This is a genomic window from Fervidobacterium riparium (assembly GCF_025370035.1).
Taxonomy (GTDB): Bacteria; Thermotogota; Thermotogae; order Thermotogales; family Fervidobacteriaceae; genus Fervidobacterium; species Fervidobacterium gondwanense.
The window spans coordinates 1,247,563-1,264,710 of record NZ_CP009277.1; the positions used below are offsets into that span (position 1 = coordinate 1,247,563).

At 38.6% G+C, this 17,148-nt stretch carries 17 protein-coding genes; 7 read left to right on the plus strand and 10 right to left on the minus strand.

Annotation, left to right across the window (positions count from 1 at the left end):
- Positions 1–3 precede the first annotated feature (3 nt).
- From kce to atoD, 4 genes are read right to left on the minus strand one after another with little or no spacing between them, the layout of a single operon-like run.
- Positions 4–819, minus strand: coding sequence for a 3-keto-5-aminohexanoate cleavage enzyme (gene kce / locus IB67_RS05760; protein WP_072759759.1), 816 nt, complete (start codon positions 817–819; stop codon positions 4–6).
- Between the two features lie 31 nt (positions 820–850).
- Positions 851–1,255: a 3-aminobutyryl-CoA ammonia lyase gene (kal, locus tag IB67_RS05765; protein ID WP_072759762.1), complete on the minus strand. Its 405-nt coding sequence runs from the start codon at positions 1,253–1,255 to the stop codon at positions 851–853.
- A gap of 30 nt (positions 1,256–1,285) precedes the next feature.
- On the minus strand, positions 1,286–1,936 hold the full coding sequence (locus IB67_RS05770) for a 3-oxoacid CoA-transferase subunit B (protein WP_072759764.1): 651 nt from the start codon (positions 1,934–1,936) through the stop codon (positions 1,286–1,288).
- A gap of 1 nt (position 1,937) precedes the next feature.
- A complete protein-coding gene (gene atoD, locus IB67_RS05775; protein WP_072759766.1) occupies positions 1,938–2,591 on the minus strand; it encodes an acetate CoA-transferase subunit alpha in 654 nt (217 codons plus the stop codon).
- Positions 2,592–2,887: 296 nt separating this feature from the next.
- Between atoD and pgeF the strand changes: the two genes are divergently transcribed.
- Positions 2,888–3,691: a peptidoglycan editing factor PgeF gene (pgeF, locus tag IB67_RS05780; RefSeq protein WP_072759768.1), complete on the plus strand. Its 804-nt coding sequence runs from the start codon at positions 2,888–2,890 to the stop codon at positions 3,689–3,691.
- A gap of 43 nt (positions 3,692–3,734) precedes the next feature.
- Positions 3,735–4,403 carry a hypothetical protein gene (locus IB67_RS05785; RefSeq protein WP_245789605.1) on the plus strand — a complete coding sequence of 223 codons (669 nt, stop codon included), beginning with the start codon at positions 3,735–3,737 and terminating at the stop codon, positions 4,401–4,403.
- A 1-nt stretch (position 4,404) separates the two neighbouring features.
- On the opposite strand, the gene IB67_RS05790 is transcribed toward IB67_RS05785, so the two are convergent.
- From IB67_RS05790 to IB67_RS05800, 3 genes are read right to left on the minus strand one after another with little or no spacing between them, the layout of a single operon-like run.
- Entirely contained in the window at positions 4,405–4,986 is a 582-nt protein-coding gene (locus IB67_RS05790; protein WP_072759888.1) for an isochorismatase family protein, read from the minus strand.
- 13 nt (positions 4,987–4,999) lie between these two features.
- Complete coding sequence (locus IB67_RS05795; protein WP_498875181.1) at positions 5,000–5,332, minus strand: hypothetical protein; 333 nt, start codon at positions 5,330–5,332, stop codon at positions 5,000–5,002.
- Positions 5,322–6,563, minus strand: a complete 1,242-nt coding sequence (locus IB67_RS05800; RefSeq protein ID WP_245789607.1) for a DUF1576 domain-containing protein — start codon at positions 6,561–6,563, stop codon at positions 5,322–5,324. Before IB67_RS05800 ends, IB67_RS05795 begins: the two co-directional genes overlap by 11 nt.
- A 402-nt stretch (positions 6,564–6,965) precedes the next feature.
- Between IB67_RS05800 and IB67_RS05805 the strand changes: the two genes are divergently transcribed.
- The 5 genes from IB67_RS05805 to IB67_RS05825 all read left to right on the plus strand — a co-directional run bounded on the left by IB67_RS05805 (position 6,966) and on the right by IB67_RS05825 (position 14,658).
- Positions 6,966–8,801, plus strand: coding sequence for an ABC transporter ATP-binding protein (locus IB67_RS05805; RefSeq protein WP_072759773.1), 1,836 nt, complete (start codon positions 6,966–6,968; stop codon positions 8,799–8,801).
- 23 nt (positions 8,802–8,824) lie between these two features.
- Positions 8,825–10,624 carry an ABC transporter ATP-binding protein gene (locus IB67_RS05810; protein ID WP_072759775.1) on the plus strand — a complete coding sequence of 600 codons (1,800 nt, stop codon included), beginning with the start codon at positions 8,825–8,827 and terminating at the stop codon, positions 10,622–10,624.
- Positions 10,625–10,792: 168 nt separating this feature from the next.
- Positions 10,793–11,785, plus strand: a complete 993-nt coding sequence (locus IB67_RS05815; RefSeq protein WP_218587316.1) for an ABC transporter substrate-binding protein — start codon at positions 10,793–10,795, stop codon at positions 11,783–11,785.
- Positions 11,786–11,870: 85 nt separating this feature from the next.
- Positions 11,871–13,562: an ABC transporter permease gene (locus IB67_RS05820; RefSeq protein ID WP_072759777.1), complete on the plus strand. Its 1,692-nt coding sequence runs from the start codon at positions 11,871–11,873 to the stop codon at positions 13,560–13,562.
- Between the two features lie 4 nt (positions 13,563–13,566).
- A complete protein-coding gene (locus IB67_RS05825) occupies positions 13,567–14,658 on the plus strand; it encodes an ABC transporter ATP-binding protein (RefSeq protein ID WP_339747575.1) in 1,092 nt (363 codons plus the stop codon).
- 39 nt (positions 14,659–14,697) lie between these two features.
- On the opposite strand, the gene IB67_RS05830 is transcribed toward IB67_RS05825, so the two are convergent.
- From IB67_RS05830 to IB67_RS05840, 3 genes are read right to left on the minus strand one after another with little or no spacing between them, the layout of a single operon-like run.
- Complete coding sequence (locus tag IB67_RS05830; protein ID WP_072759781.1) at positions 14,698–15,399, minus strand: queuosine precursor transporter; 702 nt, start codon at positions 15,397–15,399, stop codon at positions 14,698–14,700.
- Between the two features lie 21 nt (positions 15,400–15,420).
- Positions 15,421–15,756: an STAS domain-containing protein gene (locus IB67_RS05835; protein ID WP_339747580.1), complete on the minus strand. Its 336-nt coding sequence runs from the start codon at positions 15,754–15,756 to the stop codon at positions 15,421–15,423.
- A gap of 24 nt (positions 15,757–15,780) precedes the next feature.
- On the minus strand, positions 15,781–17,130 hold the full coding sequence (locus IB67_RS05840; RefSeq protein WP_072759785.1) for an ArsB/NhaD family transporter: 1,350 nt from the start codon (positions 17,128–17,130) through the stop codon (positions 15,781–15,783).
- Positions 17,131–17,148: the final 18 nt, after the last annotated feature.

Consider the following 17,148-nt stretch of genomic DNA (forward strand, 5'->3'; position numbering starts at 1 on the left):
GATTCATTTGGTAATTCCAAGAATTTTCCTTGCTTCCTGCGGTGTTGCAATTTCCCTTCCGACTTCTTTTGCAATCCTCACTACTCTCTCAACAAGCTGTGCGTTGCTTGTAGCGAGTTCGCCTTTTCTGTAGTAGATATTGTCCTCAAAACCAACTCTAACGTGTCCACCCATAAGTATTGAATGTACTGCTAAAGGAAGTTCGTATCTGCCTATTCCTGCGACTGACCAGGTGCACCCGGCAGGTAGTTTATGCACCAAAAACACTAAATCTTCGATGTTACCAGTCATCGCACCAGGGACTCCGAGAACGAAGTCAAAATGAAGAGGTAATTCTAATAATCCTTTTTTTACAAGTCTCAAGGCATTTTCTATCATTCCCGGTTCGAAGACTTCAATCTCTGGTCTTATTCCAAGCTCTTTCATTCTTTTGGCGAGCAATTCCATAAAAGAAGGTGAGTTCATAAACACGTCGTCACCAAAGTTACAAGAACCGGCAGATAACGTCGCCATTTCTGGCAAGGCATCGAGGCACTGTATTCTCTCTTCAGGTTTGTGCCAGACTGCTCCGCCTGTTGAGAATTGGATTATAATGTCGCACTTCTCCTGTATTTTCTTCTTTATCTCAGCGTACACTTCTTTAGATTGCGTTGGCGTGCCGTCCGGCATTCTTGCGTGTATATGTGCAATCGATGCACCCGCTTGCCAGCATCTGTATACTTCCTGTGCTATTTCATCGGGCGTTACCGGAAGATTTGGCTGTTGCTGCTTTGTTACCTCAGCACCGGTAACAGCAACCGTGATTATCAGCTTTTCCATAATTTTCACCTCACAATATGAACAGTTAAAACTATTGTTCTTCGTGTTTGTACCTTTGCTTATCTTTAGGAACAACGCAAGTACCACTTGCTCTGCACACAAGAATTGGTTCTTCCAAAACCTCGGCTGCACTATCGTTTATGTCAGGTCTCGACCTTATCACTTTGTAAGCTTCAAATTTCATCTTTCGCGAAGTTCTACCTACTTCGATGATTTCACCACGTGCTTCTATGTAATCTCCCGCATAAACTGGTGCGAGGAATTCCACACTGTCGTATGCCCTGAAAAGTCCCTCGTCCCCATCGAATCTAATCAATAATTCAGTAGCAACATCTCCAAAGAGCTGGAGCATCTTCGCACCGTCTACAAGATTTCCGCCATAATGAGCATCTGCTTGGCTCATTCGAACCCTAATGATTGCTTTTGGCAAATCCATACATATTGCCCCCTAATTTTGGATTTCTTTTTAGAATTTCTTAAGATCTTTCGATACGATTAATCTTGCTTCTGTGAGTTTCAAAACTTCTTCAAGTGTTGTTTCTTCTGCAATTTCTTCCAAGACAAGTCCCTCGTCTGTTGGTCTTATAACGGCAAGTTCTGTCACTATTAAGTCAACTCTCCTAACTGATGTGAGAGGAAGCGTGCATTTTTTCAATATTTTCGGTTCCCCCTTTGCCGTATGGGTCATCGCTACTATTACCTTCTTTGCACCTGTTACAAGGTCCATTGCACCGCCCATACCCGGTATCATCTTACCAGGAATCATCCAGTTTGCGAGGTGTCCTTCCTCATCAACCTGCAATCCACCAAGCACAGTTACGTCCAAATGCCCACCGCGGATAATTGCAAATGAAAATGCGCTGTCAAAGGTCATAGCTCCTGGGAGTGCTGTAATAAACCCCGCACCCGCATTCGTCAAGTCTTTATTCTCAAATCCTTTCTCCGGTTCAGGACCCATTCCGATTATTCCGTTTTCACTTTGGAAGAAGACGTGTACACCCTTTGGTATGTAATTCGCCACCAACGTTGGCAAACCAATTCCTAAATTTACAAGGTCTCCTTCTGAAAGTTCCATGGCAACTCTCTTAGCAATCTTTTCTTTTGGATCTACTGGCATATCACTTCACCCCCGATACTACGACATAGTCAACAAGTACACCTGGTGTTTTGACCTCATCAGGTGGAATCGAACCTACCGGGACTATCTCTTCAACTTCAACGATAACAATCTCTGCCGCGAGTGCCATAAGTGGGTTGAAATTGGTTGCGGTAAGGTTGTAGACGAGATTTCCATAATAATCGCACTTCTTTGCCTTTATCAATGCAACATCAGCTTTGAGCGGCAATTCGAGCAGATATTTCTTACCCTCTATCTCTATGACCTGCTTTCCATTCTCAACAATAGTTCCAACACCTGTTGGAGTCAGAATTCCACCAAGACCTGCACCACCAGCGCGCACACGTTCAGCCAATGTGCCCTGTGGTACGAGTTCTACTTCCAACTCTCCAGCGATCATCTGTCGTTGCGTTTCTGGGTTAGTTCCGATGTGTGAGACTATGACCTTCTTGCACAGTTTATTCTTTACGAGCTTGCCAACGCCTCTGTCTTCAAATGCCGTGTCGTTTGCTATAACGGTCAACTCTCCAATCTTCTTCTCGACAACTTTATCGATTATCCCTTCAGGTGTTCCAACACCTAAGAATCCACCTATCATCACTGTAGAACCAGGCTTTATATATTCAACTGCTTCATCGAACGATATGATTTTCAAACCAATTCCCCCTTTCTTTGACTAAGGTCTCGCAAATATGTACTTATCCATTATCAGTATATCATTGTAAAGAAAGAGTTTCTAATGTTAAGAAAACAAAATTGAAAACGCATAACGAAGGAAAAATGAGCATAAGAAAGAAAAGTTTAGAAATCAATATCCCTAAAGTTTATAGAAAAAGGCTTTCAATTAACAGAGAGTTAGCTTGTAGGGTTTATTAATTCATGAGTTCGTTGTATAATCGATTAACAATAATCATGGTGAACCTGACATGGAATAATAGAGGGGGATAAGAAATGAAAAAATACCTTGGTAACTATATATTGGAGGATTGGAATGGTGTTTACATCCTCAAATCACCACTAATGAGTCAGTTTCCGGAACTAAAACATTTCTTCACAACGCGAAAAATCGATAAGTATGCCGATTCAGAAAACTTTGGTGAACTTAATATGTCGGTCTCAAGTGAAGACTTCACCAGACATTTCGAATTCCTCGCGAAGAAGTTGAACATAAGCACAAACAGATGTGTCTTCTCCCACCAAGTTCACAGCAAAAATGTTAAGATAGTGACGAGCAATGATATAGGAGAGCCATACTGGAATAGAAAACTGAAGGATATAGATGGTCTTATAACAACCGAGAGAAACTTGTATTTGGTGACATCTTATGCTGACTGTATGCCAGTTGTGGCATACGACCCTGTTAGAAAGGCTGTAGGAGTGGCACATTCTGGTTGGAGAGGAACTCTGCAAGAAATAGCAAAAGAACTCATTCTAAAAATGAACAGTGAGCTTGGCTGTAGACCAGAAGATATCTTTGTCACTGTTGGACCATCCATAGGTCCAGATAGCTTTGAAGTCGGTCCCGAGGTCGCTACAGAATTTTTCATGAAATTTGGTAAGGAAGTAATAATAGAAAAGAACGATAAATTGCACGTAGATCTCTGGAAAGCTTTGGAAATAACACTTTCCTCCGTAGGTGTGAAACATGTGGAATTTTCAAATATAGATACTTTCAAGCATACAGAATATCTGTATTCTTATAGAAAAGAAAAGACTAAGAAGAGATTTGCAGCAGTTGTTGGGATAATGGAGTAATATTAAGAATCATAGCAATTTTCTAACAGGGGAGGAAAAGAGAATGAAAAGGATAAGATTTGGAGACGTTCTATCAGTTTTGTTCTTTGCACTACTTGGTTATTTGCTTATCAACAAGAGCACGCGCGAAGTTTATTTGCATCTAAATTCGTCACATCCATATATATTGGGTTTCTTAAAAGTTGGTATTCTCGCAACTTTTGGGGAAATATTATCAACAAGAATAGTAACCGGTAAATACAAAATACTTGTCGGATTACCCTATAGGTTTGTAGTCTGGGGATTCTTGGGCGTTGTATTCGTTGCTATATTTGAGCTGTTCGGGTCTGGGACTAAAGTACTGCTTGAGAAAAATCTTCTTCCGTATGCAGAAAACACAAGAACGTTTCTTCAAGCGTTTTACACAAGTGTTCTTATGAATCTGATATTTGCCCCTACGTTTATGGCGTTACACAGGATAACAGATGCCTACATTGACTTGAGTCAAGGAAAAATAAGAAATATGCTTAGAATCGAATTGAATACCGTACTGGAACACATCGATTGGAAAACCTTTGTAAGTTTTGTTTTAGGAAAAACTATACCATTTTTCTGGATTCCTGCTCATACAGTCACGTTCCTCTTACCTTCAACTTACAGAGTTCTTGTTGCTGCGTTGTTGTCCGTTGCTTTGGGAGTTTTGCTGACGTTGAGAAAGAAAGCGAAAGCATGAATTATTCAATAGCTTTCAGAATTTGTAAGATTTCGTCTTTGTTTGCAATCACTCCGAATCCATGCGCTATGTTTTTCAATGAGGCGTAGTGGTACCATTCGTCTTTATCCCAAAGACAGTCTTCAACCATCACTATTTTGTAACCCCGGACAAATCCGCTTCGGGCTGTTGTTTCGCAACAAAGATGGGTCATAACACCGGTTATGATGAGTTGATTAACATTCTTTGATTTGAGCAAATCATTCAGATTTGTGTCGTAGAATGCATCATAAGTGCTTTTTTCAATAAGGTTGTCAAGCAGTTCTTGTGGCACAAGAGGAACTGCCCATTCATTCGTAACGACGTTCCCCCACCAGCTGTGCATATTATCGTTCCAACCTTTGTGGATTGTTCCGATGACTGGGATGTCCTTTTTAATGGACTTAACTTCTGTTAAGAGCTGTATAATATTTTTCAGAATGCGCTCAGAACCCCTTAAATATGCAGGCGCATCTTTTTGAAAAAAGTAATTCTGCACGTCTATAACTAATATCGCAGGATTGAGCAAGGACAAACTGTGCTTTTCTTTTTCCAAATAGAACACATCTTCACCTTCCTTACCGTTCAACAAACATCTCTAAAGTAATCGAGTCCACCTTTGCTTCTATTTCAAATTTCTTCATGTAAGACGCAATAGCGAAAATATCTTGTAGACTTCCAACTTGTGTGGCAAGAGACGAATAATATCTCAGCTCAGGGTGGTCTTTTATTTTTGAGAGTTTTTTTAATTCCAGTATTACATCATCAGTCGCTTTGATGTTTGCTTCAAGCATTACATAGAAATTCTTGTCGGATACTACAATTTCCGATGAAACAAGGTGGGCACCGTTTTTTAACAAATAATAAGTCATCTCATTCATAACTGAAACGATAAGCTTTTCAATTTCCATTTCTTTCACCCCACTTCTCAACGATTCTGTTCTTTATATTTTTAACAGCTTCTATTAATGGTAAAAGGAAAAGTGCCACAAAACCTCCTGAGAAACCATTATTGTAGAGGTTCATTCCAAAATGTAAGCTTCCAATGTTCAAGACAAGTGCGCTGTGGAGGTATCCAGCGATTATTCCCCAAATAAACCCGAATTCACCTGCTATAGGTGCCAATGTGGTTCCAAACAGAACAGCTAAGACCATTATAGGACTATTTACAGGTTGAGAATTTGTTAGTGCTCCTATCATAACACCAAGAAAGACAGGTGCAATATTCTTTGGATGTTTTCCCAACGCTCCGAAACCAGCCAACGTCATTATTCCGCCGATGGTTGGTCCATTGAGCGGTGCACCAACCAACAAGACGTATGACGTACCTATCAAACCAAGTATACCAACGTTCATAAACGCAATTGCCTCATTTTCCAAAAGCACAAAGTCTGTTAGAAGTTTTCCCGAATATTTGAATATGCTTTTGTATTTCGCAAATGTCCAGCCGTTCAGTTTTAGCCCATACAACAGAATGAGATAAAAGAAGGTGTATACAAAGATAGACAGCAACAATTGATTTTCAGTGTGCCATATCAATCGAGGTTCTGGATGTAAATCATACGCTCTCAATATTCCACCGATAAACATTCCTAACAAACCAGCAGTGAAACCAATGTTGTAGAGGTTATATCCTCTGTGCAAAGTTAGAGCAAAGCTTCCGAGTGGTGGAAGGAAGAATCCAATTATCAAGACGATTATCAAACCGATATAATCAAAACCTTTGTCAAGAACAAGATGCGTTGTTATAGGTGCGAGTGCTGTTCCAAAGTACGAAACGTATAGGTAAGTTCTCACATTTTCACCAATAACAATTGAATAAAGAAATACTCCCGCAACAATTGGCCATACATTGAAGATATTCTTACCAAATAACGCGAAGCCACCAATAGTCATCACTGCTGCAACCGAAACACCCGTTGGGTTGATTTTGAGAAGCTTAAAGATAAATGTAAAGGCAAGCATCAAAAATCCGCTGTTTAAGAAAGCTCCTCCTAATCCTGCAATTTCAAAGTAATCCGTAATTAAATAATCAGGTGATTTGATAATATGAATAAGTTCTTCAATTATGTTAAACCCTCCGACAGCAATGCCAAAAACAATAAAAATAAAGGAAATGGTAAATAAAAATCTATACACCACCACAAATCACCCCTATTTTGATATATTTTTCACAGTGATTATATCACAGTGTTTTTTTGTTTCGCTATTGACAAAAATCTCCGAAAATGTTAAACTACTTCTGTAAAAACTTTGCAAAGCGAACTTTTGCTGAAAATTACAGCGAAATGAAAGGAGGGTTGTCCGATGAAGATGACAAAGCAAGCATTAATTAAAGTTAATAAGACCTTTTTCAAAGGACAACCCTGTGTTGGAGGTTAGAACCCAGACCTTTAGATTTTCCAAACTTGTCTAACTCCGTACAATTTATGAGGCCAAAATAGATACTCCACGGGTTGTTCCGTGGAGTTTTTTGTTTTCAAATAGTGCAGTCATAGTCACATTCGAGACTTCTGAGGATTTCAAAATTTTGGGGGGATTGAGATGGAGAAAGTATACGGCAAATCAAAGAAAGGATACATTGATAACCTAAGGATGTTAAATAAGTTCATGAAAGGCAGTCGAGTTTCTTACTTCGTAGCCATAGTTTCGACTGCATTAGCTACGTTCCTATCAATTCTGACACCACTTGTTATAAGGTTTACACTCGATAATTTGATAGGAAGAAAAGAAATCGATTCACAACTTGTAAGACGTTTAGTGAATCTTGTTGGATATGAGTTTCTTTCACGAAACATATGGATAGTGGGCGTCTTTATCGTTCTGCTTACTTTATTGAATGGACTTTCAAGCTACCTGAGAGGAAAGTATTCTTCAAAAGCTGCGGAAGGGTTTGCAGAGAGGCTAAAGAACGCTCTGTTTGAAAAGATAATCAAAGTTCCTGTAGAATTTCACAGCAAATACAGTTCCGGGGAGCTCATTCAGAGGTGCACCTCTGATGTAGAGACAATCAGGAATTTCCTTGCAAATGAATTAGTTGAAGTCAGCAGAACAATTTTTCTAATAATAATGGTCATGTATACTATGCTTCGAATGGACAAAGTGCTAACCGGAATCGCAGTGGTAACGATTCCTGCATTGATTGGCGTATCATACTGGTTTTTCAAAATGGTAGAGAAGTATTTTAAGATGGCAGATGAAGCTGAAGCGGAAATGACGACGGTTGTACAAGAGAATATAACGGGAATACGGGTTGTAAAAGCTTTTACCCTCGAAAGAGAGCAGACAGAGAAGTTTCAGAGTAAGAACCTGAACTTTCAAAGGCTTGACTATAAACTGTATGTTTTGTTTGCAAGATACTGGGCAGTGAGCGATTTTATAGCTCTCGTTCAGATTGCGCTCGTGAGTATCTTTGGAATATTCTTTACAATTTCTGGGAAGATTACATTAGGCACGTTCATTGCATTTACAAGTTATGTTGGTATGTTCCTTTGGCCAGTAAGACAGCTTGGAAGAATTCTTTCGAATTTAAGCAAGATGAATGTGTCTCTCAACAGGGTCGGGGAGATATTGAAACATGAAGACGAGACATCGGATGAAGTTTCAGAAAGTGAAGAGATAAGGGAATGGACATTCAGAGGTGAAATAGAATTCAGGAATGTATCGTTTAAATACGGTGATAATGAAGTGCTTCGCGGTGTTTCTTTCAAAATCGATGCTGGAGAAACAGTAGGGATATTTGGTCCTACTGGGTCTGGAAAATCGACTCTTCTTAATCTATTGCTGAAGCTCTATACTAACTATGAAGGTGAGATACTTATCGACGGAATTGAGTTAAGAAATATTCCAAGAAAGGTGCTGAGAGAGAATATAGGCTTTGTTTCACAAGAGCCATTCCTGTTTTCCAAGCAAGTTGATGAAAACGTTGCAATAACAAAAGAAACGATAGATATGGAAGAAGTTATGTATGCAACAACTACAGCATCTTTGCATGATGATATCGAGACTTTTCCAAACAAATATAAGACAATCATAGGTGAACGTGGTGTCACACTTTCAGGCGGCCAAAGACAAAGGATGGCGATAGCAAGAACCATAATTAGAGAATATCCTGTGTTGATATTTGATGATTCCATGAGCGCCGTTGATACCGAAACTGAATACAAGATACGTTTGGCTTTAAGAGAACGAACAAAGGGACTAACTACTATCATAGTCTCTCATAGAATTCCAAGTATAAAACACGCAGACAAGATAGTCGTTTTGGAAAATGGCATTGTTACGGCTATAGGCAAGCACGAGGAGTTGATAAAAATTGATGGGATTTACAAGAAAGTTTGGAAAATTCAGTCGTTGATCGAAGATGAGTACAGAAGCTGAAAAAGTAAGGTGGTGCAATAGTTATGGAAGAAAAACTTGATAATATAAGCCGAAAGAAAGAACGAATTGATGTAAAGCTTTGGCAGGGTTTTTTCGAGTTTCTGAAAAAATACAAGATAAAAGTGTTACTTCTCCTATTAGTCATGGTATTAGTTGGCCTAATTGAAGCTACATTTCCTTACCTTACAAGGTTTGCAATTGACACTTTCGTTGTACCTAAGAGCTTCAACGGGTTCTGGAAATTCATAGCTGCATTTTCTTTGCTTACAACAATTCAATCGATAAATACATATGTCTTAATTGTTCTTGCAGGAAAAATCGAGACTGGAATGACACGAGACATAAGGAATTCTGCATTCTCTAAGCTACAAAAACTCCCGTTAAGCTTCTTTGATGCTAACGGAACAGGACCGCTCATAGCCAGAATTATGTCGGACGTGCAAAGAGTTACCGGAATTTTATCATGGGGAATGGTTGATACGGTTTGGGGTATATCTACAATGACATTTATCACGTTCTACCTTTTTAGGTTGAACTGGAAAATGGCTCTTTTTGTTGTTGGCAGCATACCTGTGATTTTCTTTGTGAGTCTGTACTTCCAAAAGCTTATTTTGAGACATTATCGAATAGTTAGAAGGTACAATTCGGAAGTTACAGGAAAATTCAACGAAGGAATTCTCGGAGCAAAAACAACAAAAATTCTTTCAGTTGAAGAAAAGACTATTGCAGAATTTTCACAGCTAACCTCAAAGATGAGGCAAGAGGCAATAAAAGCTTCGGTAATATCTTCGATATACACACCAATTATTGTCCAAATAGGTAGCATTGTTACGGCACTAATTCTCGTGTATGGCAGCAAAAACTTAGAGCAAGGAAGTATCACATACGGGACTTTGGCGGCTTTCATCTCTTACTCTATCCAATTTTTTGAGCCGCTGCGCGAACTTTCACGTGTCATGGCTGATGTTATCTCTTCACAGGCTGCTGGCGAACGTGTTATGGAAGTATTGCGAGCGCAATCAGAAGGTGAATCAAGTAGAGAGTACGCCTTAGCTGAGTTTGGCTTTGAGGGGAACGTGGAGTTTAGGAATGTTTCTTTCAAGTACAATACAAGTGACATGGTTCTCAAGAATTTTAATTTAAAAGTTAAAAAGGGAGAGAGAATCGCAATTGTTGGACCGACAGGTTCTGGCAAGTCAACAATAGTAAACTTACTTGGGCGCTTCTATGAACCTACAGAGGGCAAGATATATTTTGATGGGGTTAACTACACAGAAATTGATTTGCGAACTCTCAGAAAGAACATTGGATATGTACTCCAAGTTCCACACCTTTTTAATGGAACTATTGCAGAGAACATAGCTGTTGGAAAACCCGGTTGTACTCTTGAAGAAATTGTTGAGGCAGCAAAGGTTGTGAACGTCCACGACTACATTGTCAAACTGAAAGACGGCTATAATACACTCGTGGGAGAAGGTGGAACAAATCTCTCCGTAGGTCAGAGACAGTTAATAGCTTTAGCGAGAGTAGTCTTGGCAAATCCAAAAATCATAGTTATGGATGAAGCAACCAGTTCAATAGATGCCCACACAGAACATATAATCCAAGAATCTATCGATAAGATCTTACACGGAAGGACGAGTTTTGTAATAGCTCACAGATTGTCAACTATACGGAGTGCTGACCGGATTTTGGTCATAGAAAACGGAGAAATAATAGAAGACGGAAGTCATGAACAGCTTATGAAAAAGAGAGGGCACTATTACCGACTATATATGCAACAATTCGTAGAGGAAAAGGAGAAAGAGTTGTTCAACGTGTAAAAAACGAGTTTAGTAAGATTATTAGCTTTAAATCCGGAATTGGAAGAGATAATAGAAGGAATAAAAAGATTTTTTACTCTTTTGTATTCAAGAGAATGATTTTGAGATTTCGTTTATAAGTGATTGTGTATTAGACTATGTATATCCAAAATACCTGGAGGTGAAAGAATGTTGAAGAGGTTATTGCTTGCTTTAATGATATTGACTGTTCTTCTTGGTAGTTTTGCTTTTTCAAAGAAACTTGTCGTCTATTCAAGTGTTGACGAAGCAAATGCTCGAAAGATACTCACTGCATTTACAAAAGATACCGGTATAGATGTTGACTTTGTTTTTCTCTCTTCAGGTCCGGCTTTAGCGCGAATCGAAGCTGAAAAGCAGAACCCACAAGCAGACGTGTGGTTTGGCGCACCTATGGAGAACCATATCATAGCTAAGGAAAGAGGGTTAACCCAACCATACAAGATTACTATGCCTAAAGAGATATCGTCAAGGTTCTATGATAAGGAAGGATTCTATTATCCAATTTATATGAATCCGCTTGGAATTGGCGTGAACATGACCATGCTTGAAAAGATGAAACTACCTCTTCCAGAAAGTTGGAACGACTTACTCAAAACTGTTTATAAAAAGACAATACAGTACCCGAACCCGCAATCATCAGGAACAGGATATAGCTTTGTTACAGGTCTGATAAAGATTTTAGGCGAAGACGCTGCTATGAAATTCTTAAAGCTTATGGCTAAGAATGTTCAGACGTACACTCAGAGTGGTACAGCACCTTCCAAAGCGGTAGGTATAGGTGAAGCAGTCTTTGGAATACAATTCACACCTGCATTCTTCCAGTTCATGGATCAGGGTTACAATGTTAAAGTCGTCTTTCCAAAAGAAGGAGTTCCATATGAAGTTGCCTGTATGTCAATAATAAAGGGTGCAAAGAATATTGAAGAAGCCCAGAAACTTGTTGAATGGATTCTTTCGAAAAAGGGACAACAAGAGATTATCAATCAAAAAACATATTTTTATCCAATTCGTACAGATGTTGACTTTGGAAATTTGCCACCACTCTCTTCGATAAAACTGATACATGTTGATCCTAAATGGGCAGCTGATAACAAGACAAGGATTGTGAATAGGTGGATTAACGAGGTTCTACCTTACTAAAACCTCTTTTCTTTAGAAGAAGGGGCTGTGTGCCCCTTTTTCTGTTAATTTTAGTGCTTCAAGACTTGGTCGTGAGGTGAATACGATGAGTTATTCCAAAGGTGAAATAAAAGCCCATCTACTGAAACTCTTAAATGAACCTGCTTTGCTTATAACAATAGTTCTGATTTCTGGACTCTTGATAGTTTTTATATTGCTTCCTTTGTATAAGATTTTTCAAATAAGTCTCATCAACGACGATGGAAAATTTACGCTAAATGTCTATAAAAGTGTTTTAGAGAACAACTATTTCAGGCGAGGGTTTACAAATAGTATTCTTGTGGCAACTCTTACTGCTATTTTCGGTACATTGGTTGGTTATCTGTTCGCTTACACAATTAATAGAACAGACATACCATTCAAATCTTTTTTTAGAACGATAGCTATAATGCCCATAATATTTCCACCGTTTGTTGGTGCACTTTCACTTATCATGCTTTTTGGAGCAAATGGGCTCATAACTTCAAGACTGCTTGGAATGACAAATGTTTACATTTATGGATTACCTGGCTTAATGGTTGCACAAGTTCTATGTTTCTTTCCAGTTGCTTTCATAACTTTGGACGGGGTACTTTCTACGATAAGCCCAACTTTAGAAGATGCTGCTTTTAACCTTGGAGCTAACCGGTGGCAAGTATTCTATAAGGTGATACTTCCCTTGTCGGCACCTGGAATTGCAAGCACTATGCTTGTGCTTTTTATTGAATCACTTGCTGACTTTGGTAATCCATTAATACTGGCTGGAAGTAAGTTTCCTATTCTGTCTGTCCAAGCATACCTTCAAATAACTGGAATGTACGACTTGAAAGGTGGAGCTGCATTATCTGTTTGGCTATTACTTCCATCATTACTGGCTTTCATATTGCAGAAGTACTTTGTTGATAAGAAGAAGTATTACACGGTAACTGGAAAACCAACGATTTCTGTTCTTAAAAGTGTAAGTGAGCCCGTTAAGTGGATACTCTTTGGTATATGCTCATTCATTGTCCTATTCATACTCCTTGTCTATGGCGTTATATTTTGGGGAGCATTCACAAAAGCATGGGGAGCTAATAACGAATTTACACTTGAGAATTTCAAATACGTTTTTGACGTAGGACTGAATTCGATTAAAGGAACCCTCACAATAGCAGCTATTTCAACCCCTATTTCTGCAATTCTTGGTATGGTTATTGCGTTCTTGGTCGTTCGGAAAGTTTTTCCTGGAAAAAGGGTCATGGAATTTATATCACTACTTAGTTTCGCTGTTCCTGGCACCGTAATCGGAATAGGTTACATTCTTGCTTTTAATAGTCCACCACTCCTTCTAACAGGGACGTTGGCTATTTTAGTACTGAATTTTGTATTTAGGTATATGCCTGTTGGGATTCAGTCGGGAGTAGCCTTGCTAAATCAGGTTGACCCTTCAATAGAAGAGGCTGCATTTACTTTGCGTGCAACGAACAGGCAAGTGTTTACGAAAATCACTTTACCACTTATAACACCTGCTTTCTTCTCAGCACTCGTGTTTGCTTTTGTTCGTGCTATGACTGCGATAAGCGCTGCTATATTCTTAGTTTCAAGTCGGTGGAATCTTGTTACTGTTCAGATTCTCAGTCAAACTGAATCGGGTAGACTTTCCGAAGCTTGTGCTTTTTCTTTATTGCTCATAGTAATAATAATGGTCTTTATAGGCGTATTAAAGGTTTTCTTGAAGAATAAGGTCAGTATCAGCAACTATTCATCGGTAAGGAGTTGAGAAAATGAGTCTTGAACTGAGAGAGGTAAGAAAAGTATTTAAGAACTATGGAGTTGAGACGGTAGCGGTTGAGAATTTTAATTTAACAGTTGAAAAAGGGCAATTCGTTACACTGCTTGGTCCATCCGGATGCGGAAAAACTACCACACTGAGAATGATTGCGGGCTTTGAAATTCCAAGTTCTGGTAAGATAATTCTCGACGGAAAGGATGTAACAAACGAACCACCAAATAAGAGAAATATTTCTATGGTATTTCAAAGTTACGCACTTTTTCCTCACATGACAGTCGAAGAGAATATAGCTTTCGGACTGAGAATAAAGAAAATGACAAGTTCTGAAATCAAACAAAAGGTCAAATGGATAATGGATATAGTAGGATTAATCGGACTCGAAAGACGAAGGCCGGAACAACTTTCAGGAGGTCAGCAGCAGCGGGTTGCGTTAGCAAGAAGCCTTGTAATGGAACCGAGTGTTTTATTACTGGACGAGCCTCTTTCAAACCTTGATGCCAAACTCAGAGAAGCAATGAGGATTGAGATAAGAAGGATTCAAAAAGAACTTAACATAACCGCTGTGTACGTTACGCATGACCAAATAGAAGCAATGAGCATGTCAGATTTGGTTGTAGTCATGAACAATGGGAAAATAATGCAGGTTGGGAATCCATTTGAAATTTACGCAAGACCAAGAAATGAATTTGTTGCAGATTTCATTGGGAAAGTGAATTTGATAGACGCTTTTGTTGAAGACGACAAGGATGAAAAACTGGAATTAAGATGCGATATTTTCTATAATAAATTCTTCTCGATTTCCAAGATGTTTCAAGCAAAAAAGGGTCAGAAGGTCAAGATTGTAATTAGACCCGAGGCTTTCAGACTTTCACCTCAGGGTATCGATAATTCGAACTGCATCAAAGGAAAAGTTCTCTCATCTATCTTTGTAGGAGCAGCAGTTGAGTGCGAAATACAAGTATCTAATAGTGTCATAAAATCCGTAATATCAAATCCTATTGAAAATGCAATCCCTGATATAGACTCAGAAATTAAACTATACTTTTCAAATGAAAGTCTATGGATCATAAGTTCCGAAAAATAAAGCCCCGATGATGGGGCTTTACTTAACTCAAGACTTAACTCAAGCGTTTTTAGAACTGAATAACTCAAAATTTCCTTCATCATCTCTCAAAAATTTCACGCCAACATAAACAACCCATGTGTCGATATAGTCAAGCAAAAATTCGACTATCGTTGTTGTAAGGAATATTTGGAAATAAGTTCTTAAATCTACCAATCCTACGAACGCAATCGTTACAAATATCAAGTTATCTAAAATTTGGCCAATCTTTGTGGCTGCATTATTCCTTAACCAAAGCTTTGTTCTTCCTTTAAGTGCATGGTGTATCCATACTGCTGTGTAACCTGATAATATGAATGCCGTCCAGCTTGCAAACGCTATCCTTGGTGTTACTGCAAATACCTGCGAAAGATAGCTTTGGGCGAAATCGTTCGATGATGGTGAGTAGCTTGTGTAAACAAGTCCCAAAAGAACGAAGGCAAATTGTGCGAAAAATCCAACCCATACAGCTTTTCTTCCTTCCTCTTTTCCGTAAACTTCTGTGATTATCGAGTATATAACAAAAGCCATACCCATGCTCATGTTCGCAGCTGTTACTTCCATTCCAAATAGATTGAAGAGCTTAGCAACACCAAGGTTGGAGGCTATGATGAGCGTTGAAAGCGCAACGTACGCTCCTTCCTTCTTCATGAACCTTAGAGCCAATAGTATGATAAGCGATGAAAGAACATACTCTAACCCGAGTACAAGAGCGTTGTACATCACTTTTCCCTCCCAAAAAGTTTACTGATCTGATAGAGCTTCGCTTAAATGTTCGTACACTTTTATTATTCTGTCCAGGCCTGTCAATTCGAAAAGCCTTTTTATGTTCTTGTTCGGTGATACTATTTTTAAGTATCGAGATTCAGTTATCAATCTTTTGTAAATTCCAACGATTATACCTAAGCCGTAGCTGTCTATATTCTCAACAGCTGACATATCGAAGACGATAATCGTTTGTTTCCTAGAAGTGATGAATTCTCTAACAACCCAGTCTTTGAACTGTGCAGCGTTAGTAGTATTCAACGAACCTGTCATTTTGATAGCCACGGCGTTATCAAATTCGGTATAATCGTACATTTCAAATCAGCCTCCTTTTTAGATTTATAAAAATCTATGTATTACGTACGTTACAAAACTTGATGAGAGGAGTGTTAAACAAGCTGTGAAAAATGTTTCTTTAATAAACTTTTTGTTATTCATCTCTATCCCATAGTATGCCAAAATCCTTGACCACATAACGCCTGCAAGGGCACCTATCAGAGTTATGTTACCACCAATGTTTGAGCCAAGCACCAAACTCATCGCATAATTGAGAGGCTTTTGATAAAGTGCTTGAGCGAAGAAAATAGTCATCGGTTGATTAACCATAACGTTCGCTGCAAAAGCTGTTATGAAAGCTGTTGCAACTGTGCCAATAAGTTCGTTTGGAAAATTAAAAAGAGTTCCAACGTATCTCGTGACACCAAAAGTGGTAAATATGTGCACGAAAACAAAGAAGGTGACAACCATTGGTAGCATCTTCCAAGGAACTCTTCTAATAGTATCTACAACAAACGTCAAGTTATAATCAAAATTCTTAAATTCAACAACTACCTCATCGCGTTCTGACATGACATCTGAAAATGAAAGGTTTAATAAAATATAGATACCTGAGAATATTAATATCGATTTCCAAAGTTGTAAACCATAAAGGTCCCCAGTTGCAATAACTAAAAAGAATATCACAAATATGCCGGAAGACAGGAAGGCGTACCTTTTGTCCTTTATAACTTCCTTTGTTTCTTCAAAATGGACACTTATCTTATCAGATAATATTTTTTTGTACTTCGCATAAAATCCTATAACCGACGTTAAGATTGCTGCAAGTGTTGGGAAAAACATTAGTTTTGCGTAGTTTGAAAAATTTAAAGAGTACGCTTGGGCTACTATAACGTTTGTAGGATTGCCTATGTAGAAAAACATGCTCCAGGTATTAGAAGCGAAAAATACAGAAATCAAGTACGGTAAAGGATTTATACCGGCATACTGACTGATATACACGATGATTGGTGTCAGAGTTAAGGTGACTATGTCATTAGATGTGAAGACTGTCATTACTCCAGCCAGTAAAACGAGGCTGAAAAACAGCTTCTTGCCAGTACCTGCACTTTTTGTAAACTTGTAAGCAATAACTTTTAACACACCTGATGCGTCTAGTGAGCTGCATATATATGCTGAACCAAAAAATATAATCAGTATTTGCCACGGCACAATATTCATCTGTGGCATCATCGCTGATTTTATAGTTGTTAACGAAGCTATGCCAGAGGCTATTAAGAGACCAAGAACAGCCAAAGATACTCTCGCATAATCGAGAATTACTCTCTTGTTTTTAAAAACTATCTCAGGCTCTTTTATAACAAGATAAACAGTGGCAAAAAACAAATGTATCGTGATGATTGTGGCAATCATCAATCTCACCAAACATTT

What these genes read in the sequence shown, in the direction of transcription:
- IB67_RS05840 (WP_072759785.1), bottom strand. Translation starts at nt 17,130, where the DNA reads ATGATTGCCACAATCATCACGATACATTTGTTTTTTGCCACTGTTTAT.
- IB67_RS05820 (WP_072759777.1), top strand. Translation starts at nt 11,871, where the DNA reads ATGAGTTATTCCAAAGGTGAAATAAAAGCCCATCTACTGAAACTCTTA.
- kal (WP_072759762.1), bottom strand. Translation starts at nt 1,255, where the DNA reads ATGGATTTGCCAAAAGCAATCATTAGGGTTCGAATGAGCCAAGCAGAT.
- IB67_RS05830 (WP_072759781.1), bottom strand. Translation starts at nt 15,399, where the DNA reads ATGTACAACGCTCTTGTACTCGGGTTAGAGTATGTTCTTTCATCGCTT.
- IB67_RS05825 (WP_339747575.1), top strand. Translation starts at nt 13,567, where the DNA reads ATGAGTCTTGAACTGAGAGAGGTAAGAAAAGTATTTAAGAACTATGGA.
- IB67_RS05805 (WP_072759773.1), top strand. Translation starts at nt 6,966, where the DNA reads ATGGAGAAAGTATACGGCAAATCAAAGAAAGGATACATTGATAACCTA.
- pgeF (WP_072759768.1), top strand. Translation starts at nt 2,888, where the DNA reads ATGAAAAAATACCTTGGTAACTATATATTGGAGGATTGGAATGGTGTT.
- kce (WP_072759759.1), bottom strand. Translation starts at nt 819, where the DNA reads ATGGAAAAGCTGATAATCACGGTTGCTGTTACCGGTGCTGAGGTAACA.
- IB67_RS05770 (WP_072759764.1), bottom strand. Translation starts at nt 1,936, where the DNA reads ATGCCAGTAGATCCAAAAGAAAAGATTGCTAAGAGAGTTGCCATGGAA.
- IB67_RS05795 (WP_498875181.1), bottom strand. Translation starts at nt 5,332, where the DNA reads ATGGAAATTGAAAAGCTTATCGTTTCAGTTATGAATGAGATGACTTAT.
- IB67_RS05815 (WP_218587316.1), top strand. Translation starts at nt 10,793, where the DNA reads ATGTTGAAGAGGTTATTGCTTGCTTTAATGATATTGACTGTTCTTCTT.
- IB67_RS05810 (WP_072759775.1), top strand. Translation starts at nt 8,825, where the DNA reads ATGGAAGAAAAACTTGATAATATAAGCCGAAAGAAAGAACGAATTGAT.
- IB67_RS05835 (WP_339747580.1), bottom strand. Translation starts at nt 15,756, where the DNA reads ATGTACGATTATACCGAATTTGATAACGCCGTGGCTATCAAAATGACA.
- IB67_RS05785 (WP_245789605.1), top strand. Translation starts at nt 3,735, where the DNA reads ATGAAAAGGATAAGATTTGGAGACGTTCTATCAGTTTTGTTCTTTGCA.